Annotated in this window: 3 protein-coding genes; 1 reads left to right on the top strand and 2 read right to left on the bottom strand. The window is 65.3% G+C overall.

What is annotated here, in order from left to right:
* Positions 1-2,217, bottom strand: a complete 2,217-nt coding sequence (locus VN706_15235; GenBank protein HXT16993.1) for a methyl-accepting chemotaxis protein — start codon at positions 2,215-2,217, stop codon at positions 1-3.
* Positions 2,218-2,334: 117 nt separating this feature from the next.
* Between VN706_15235 and leuS the strand changes: the two genes are divergently transcribed.
* Positions 2,335-4,839, top strand: a complete 2,505-nt coding sequence (leuS, locus tag VN706_15240) for a leucine--tRNA ligase (GenBank protein HXT16994.1) — start codon at positions 2,335-2,337, stop codon at positions 4,837-4,839.
* A 159-nt stretch (positions 4,840-4,998) separates the two neighbouring features.
* Here leuS and VN706_15245 read toward each other — a convergent pair whose 3' ends face one another.
* On the bottom strand, positions 4,999-6,144 hold the full coding sequence (locus VN706_15245; GenBank protein ID HXT16995.1) for a VIT1/CCC1 transporter family protein: 1,146 nt from the start codon (positions 6,142-6,144) through the stop codon (positions 4,999-5,001).
* Positions 6,145-6,271: the final 127 nt, after the last annotated feature.

Raw genomic sequence — 6,271 nt, forward strand, 5'->3', positions numbered from 1 at the left:
TTACGAAACCGTCGAGGGCCGCTGACCGACCGATCGGCCGATGTTCACATCAGCCGGTGCCTTGACAGGCCCGCTCTGCCGATTCCCGGGAACGGACGCCGGCTCGCCGCTGTCGAGCCGGAGGTTCGACACCACGCGAGTCAAGCGATCCGCCGCACCCGACAACGTCGCGGCCGCGGCCGCGATCTGTTCGGTCGAGGCGCTCTGCTCCTGGCTCGAGGCCGCAACTTCTTCCATCGCCGCGGCGAATGATTCCGTGCCCGTCGCCAGCGTGTCGAGCTTGCCGCGCATGTCGCGCACCAGCCCGCTCGCCGCTGTTACAGTTTTCTGAATCGTCGAGGTCCACGCGTCCGATTCCGCCACCGCCTGCTCGATGTGGCCGAACGACCGCGAGCCCTCTTCCGTTGCGCCGCGCACGACCTTCACCGTGGAGACGGTGCGCTCGCTCGACGTCCGCGAATCCGAGATGCCCTGCAGCACCCCGTTGACCACGCGCTCGGTACGCTCCGCCGCGTCCGACGACATGGCCGCCAGGCGCCGCACTTCTTCGGCGACGACCGCGAAGCCGTGGCCGTGATCGCCGGCGCGCGCCGCTTCCATGGCCGCGTTCAACGCAAGGAGCTTCGACTGCCGCGCCAGCTTCTGCACGAGCGTGACGAACGACTTCACTTCCTCCGACGCCTGCGCGAGCTGTTCGATCGCGGCGGCGCTGGCCTCCGCTTCCCCGCTCAGCGTCTGGAGCGACTTGGAGCTTTCGTCGAGTCGTGCGCGATTTTCGAGCGCCAACGTCCGGAGCCGAGCGTTGCGCTCGACACCTTCACTGGCGCCCGCGTCGAGGTTCGACGCAATGCCCACGAGGTTCTCCGACGATCCCGCGAGCGCGTGAATCGTTTCGGCCATCAGATTCGACTGCTGGCTGAGATCCGCCGCGGTGTGCGCGATCTGACCCGCCGACGCCGCCATCTCCTCGGAGCTCGCGGTGATCTCGGCCGTCATGCTCCCAGTCTCCGACGCCGACTGATTCAGCGCCGTCGCAAGACGCCGCAGCTCGGCGATCATCGCCGCGACCGCGCGCGCCAGGCGTCCGATCTCGTCGTCGCCGCCGATCTGGTTCACCTGCTTCGAGAGATCGCCGTTCGCCACGGCTTCCGCCGCCACCGCTAGCTCTTCGGCCGGACCGGTGACGCGGCGCTCGATGAATCGACCGATGAACGACAGGGACGCGATGATGAGCAACAGCATCACCGCGGCGCCGCCGAACAGCGCCATGCGCGCGACGTTATACGCGTGCGACGCGTCGGATTCGTTCATGTGCGCGACGACACGCCAACCGCCGTCGTTCGTGAGCTCGACCGCCGCGCGCTGCGGCACCGTCGAGTCGCCCGAGTACTTGAACGAAACGCTCGTGCCGCGACACTTGACCGAATCGAACGCGGCGAACGACTTGAAGCGATCGCCCGAGCCCGAGCTCGCGATGACCTTGCCCGCCGAGTCGACCAGGTCCACGCGCATCGTACCGTTGGTGGCGCCGCCCTGCGCCAACACCGAATCGACGAGCGACAGACCGAACTTGACCTTGGTCACGCCAACCGGCGTCGAGCCGTCGCGAATGACGCCGGACAACTCGACGACGACGCTCTTTCCGAACAGCGTCGCGTTCGCCGCCGTGGCGCCCTTGTTGAACGCGGTGTTCCACCAGGCTTCGTCGCTCTGAATGAAATCCGAGGAAGGCGACGTGGTCACGGCGTTGTAGCCGTACTTGTCCGTCACCATGACTTCGTTGATGTCGAGCTTTGGCAGCAGCGACTTCAAATATTGATTCGTGGACTCGTCCACCTGCATCGAGCGCGTCGCCTTGAAGCGCGCCTCGATCGGCTCGAGTGCCGATTCCTTGTCCTGAAACGTGCGCAGCGGCAGGCCAAGCTGCTTGGCTTCATCCGCGCCCTTCTTCGCCGCCGAAATCACGCTGGGAGCCGACGCAATCAGCTCGACCTGGCGCGCACGTTCGGCGAGCACGCGCTCGACGAGCTGCTTCGAGAGCGACGCGGCGTTCGTGAGGCGAGCGTCTTCGTCGCCGGCCATCGTTTGCTTCAACAGCTCGACGCCCAGGGCGGTAATCACGCCGAGCACGATGATCGCGCCCACCGCGACACCAGCGACGAGTCGCCGGCGCAGTGAGCGCGCCGAGCGGGGACCCGTCGGCGCTGCAGGAATCATGAAGGTGCCTGTACTGCGTAGGTTCATCGGCGGCTAAATTCCGCTAAAGCGATTGATTGTTCCTCACTTCGGCGCTTCGCGCCTCCGCTCGGAATTGCGCATACTGGCATTTCTTACATGACATCGACAGAGCGAGCACCAGCCGCGGAGCCGGCCGGCTATGACCCTGCCGCCATCGAACGGAAATGGCAGGAACGTTGGGAGAAGCGCGGTACGAACCACACCGACCTCTCCGCCGGTGAGCGTCCGTTCTATGCCCTCATGATGTTCCCGTATCCCTCGGCGGAGGGGCTGCACGTCGGCAACCTCTTCGCCTTCACGGGAAACGACATCTATGGACGATTCCAGCGGCTTCAAGGGCACACGGTCTTTGAGCCGCTGGGCTTCGACGCGTTCGGCATCCATTCCGAGAACTTCGCGCTGAAGGTGGGGACCCATCCCGCGGTCCTCATCCCTAAGAACATCGACAACTTCAGGCGGCAGCTTAAGCGCTCGGGCCTGATGATCGATTGGCGGCACGAGCTGTCGACTACCGACCCCGACTATTACAAGTGGACCCAGTGGGTTTTCCTGCAGCTCTACAAGCGGGGACTGGCCTATAAGCGGCGCGCGGCCGTGAACTGGTGCCCGAACGACAAGACCGTGCTGGCGAACGAGCAGGTCATCGCCGGCGAATGCGAGCGGTGCGGCGCCAAGGTCGAACAGCGGTTCCTGGAACAGTGGTTCTTCCGGATCACGGATTACGCCGCTCGGCTGCTGCACAATCTGGATTGGATCGACTGGTCCGAGTCCACCAAGCAGGCTCAGCGCAACTGGCTCGGCCGGTCTGACGGCGCGGAGCTGACGTTCCGCGTGCAGGATCTGGAGGATCTGGTCGGCACGGCGACGATCGCGAGCGGGCTCTCGGGCGAGTTCACGGCGGAGCCGGTGGACATTCGTGTGTTCACGACGCGTCCGGATACCGTGTTCGGCGCCACGTATCTGGTGTTGGCGCCGGAGCATCCGTTGGTCGACGTGTTGTCGACCGAGGAGCAGCGCGACGAGGTGGACGCGTACAAGAAGCGCGCGGCGAAGCAGGACCTGGTGTCGCGGAAGACGACGAAGGAGAAGACGGGCGTCTTCACGGGGTCGTTCGCGATCAATCCGGCGACGCAGCACCCGATTCCGATCTGGATCGCCGACTACGTGCTGATGGAATACGGCACGGGCGCGATCATGGCGGTGCCGGGCCACGACGAGCGGGATTTCGAGTTTGCTAATAAGTTCGATCTCGAGATTCCGCGTGTCGTTGCGCCGGTCGGCGGCGACGCGCATGCGCCGCTGACCGAGCCGTTCGTCGAGACGGCGAACGTGCAGATCGTGAACTCCGGGCAGTTCTCGGGCTTGAGCGTCGAGGACGCGAAGGCGCGCATCGTGGATTGGCTGGCGCAGAACGGCCACGCCAAGCCGGTGGTGAACTTCCGGCTGCACGACTGGTGCATCTCCCGGCAGCGGTACTGGGGTCCGCCGATCCCCATCATCTATTGCGACCATTGTGGTACCATTCCGGTACCAGAGAAGGATCTGCCGGTCGAGCTGCCGTTCGTCGAGGATTTCAGGCCCGACGACACGGGCATCTCGCCCTTGGCGCGGGTAGAGTCGTGGTATCGCGTGCCGTGTCCGACGTGCGGCCGCGAGGCGCGCCGCGAGACGGACGTGTCCGACACGTTCCTCGACAGCGCGTGGTATTTCCTGCGCTACCCGAGCACCGATTTCGACGACGTGGCGTTCGACGAGACGCTGACGGCCAAATGGCTGCCGGTGACCTCGTACATCGGCGGGAACGAGCACGCCGTATTGCACTTGTTATATTCGCGTTTCGTGACGATGGTGCTGTACGACGCCGGCCTGCTCGCGTTCGAGGAGCCGTTCGTGAAGTTTCGCGCGCACGGCATGATCATTCGCGAAGGCGCCAAGATGTCGAAGAGCCGCGGCAACGTGGTGAACCCCGACGAGTACATCGAGCGGTGGGGCGCCGACACGTTCCGCACGTACCTCATGTTCCTGGGGCCGTACGAGGAAGGCGGAGATTTCCGCGATCAGAGCATCGCCGGCGTCCGCCGGTTTCTCGATCGGGTGTGGTCGTCGGCCGCCGGGGCGACCACCGCGGGTGCGCCGGACGCGCAGGTGATGCGCAAGCTGCACCAGACGATCAAGAAGGTCAGCGAGGACGTGCCCGCGCTGAGCTACAACACGGCGATCGCGGCGATGATGGAGTACCTCAACGTCGTGCGTCGCAACGAACGCACGCCGCACCGCGCCGAAGTCGAGCCGCTGGTGCAGCTGGTCGCTCCGTTCGCGCCGCACGTGGCCGAGGAGCTATGGGAACAGTTCGGCCACGCCGAGAGTGTCTTCGACGCCGGCTGGCCGTCGTACGATCCGGCGCAGGCGGCGGAAGACCTGATCACGATCGCGGTGCAGGTCAACGGGAAGACGCGCGGAACGATCCAGATCCCGCCCGCGGGAGGTCAGGCCGAGGCGCTCACGGCGGCGATGGCCGAAGAGAGTATCGCGAAATTTGTGAGCGGGGCGCCGAAGAAAGTGATCTTCGTCCCGGGACGGTTGTTGAACATCGTGGCGTAGGGCGACCGAGTCTGATGTGGGACGACAACTAACTACGACAAGTTCCGACAAGATCTGCGCGAGGATGACAGGCACGCGCCGTTCTCGGATCGTGTCGGATCTGGTCAGACGTTGTCGTGGTGTCGAGTTGTACAGAGGCGTGCCGACCCGATCCCGCGCTCATCCAGCCAGCCGGGCAACCCACTCTCCCACGAAGTAGCCCGCCACCGCCACCCCCAGCCCGACCACGAACATGTCCAGGCCCGAGCGGAACACGCTTCGGCCGGTAAAGATCGATCTCGCCGCCCCCACGATCCAGTGCGAGGCCATCGCGACCGCGAACGCGATCACGATCGCGGTCCACCCAGTCCATATGAGAAATGGAAAGACCGGAATGAGCGCGCCGACCGCCGTCGCCGTGCCGGTGATCCACGCCTCTCGCATGGGCGACATGTGCGGGTCGCTGATGCCCAACTCCTCCTGCACCTGCTCCTCGAGCATGCGCGCCGGATCGGCCATCACTTCCGTCGCCAGCGCGTACGCCGGTTCGCGCGCCATGCCCTTGGCCTCGTAGATCAGCGCCAGCTCGTCGCGCTCGACTTCCGGCATCAGGGCGATCTCGTCGCGCTCCATCGCGATCTCGTTGGCGTACACCTCGGCCTCGCTCTTCGCGGCGAGATAGCCGCTCGAGCCCATCGAGAGCGCGTCGGCGATGAGCCCCGCGAGCCCCGCGACGATGACCTGGTGATGCGCCGCCTGCGATGACGCGCCGATCACCCCGGCGACGAGACCGAAGTTCGCGGTCAGCCCGTCGTTGAATCCGTACACGACGTTACGCAGAAAGCCGCCCGACTCCGTGCGGTGCCACGGCTCGCCCGACTTTCCAGAAATCTCATTGAGCGTCGAGGCATGCTCGGCGGACTCGCGCGCGAGGAGCAGCGACTCGTTCGATCCCGGCGTGCCGCGCGCCGTGCCGCGATGCATGTCGAGATAGCCTTTGACTTCGCGCCCCTCCTCGGCAAGGAGCATCGGCAACAGGAAACCCGGGCCGAACCAGTTGCCCAGCCGCGCGAGCAGGCGTGTGCGCGCGCTCGGACGAAACTTGCCCGGATCGCGGCCGTGGTCGCGCAGGAGCTTCGCCCAGATGTCCGTGTGCCGGTCTTCGACCTCAGCGAGACGGCGATAGAGATCGCTCTTCTTCGGATCGGTCTCGAGCCCCGAGAGCAACCGATACAGGTAGGCGGCGTCCGCCTCGTCCTGCCAATGGTGCTCGAAGGTGTGCAGGTCCGGGGCGGACGTGGTCCGGGGCGATGAGGAGACGGCCATGCCCAAAGCTACGGAGTAAACCCTCCGCCCGTCGAGCCGTGACTCATCCAGTGCACCCACAACACCCACAACACCCACAAGCACGACAAGCACCTACAACAACAGCTGAGGGGTTATGCGAGTATTT

This window comes from Gemmatimonadaceae bacterium (assembly GCA_035606695.1).
Lineage (GTDB): Bacteria > Gemmatimonadota > Gemmatimonadetes > Gemmatimonadales > Gemmatimonadaceae > JAQBQB01.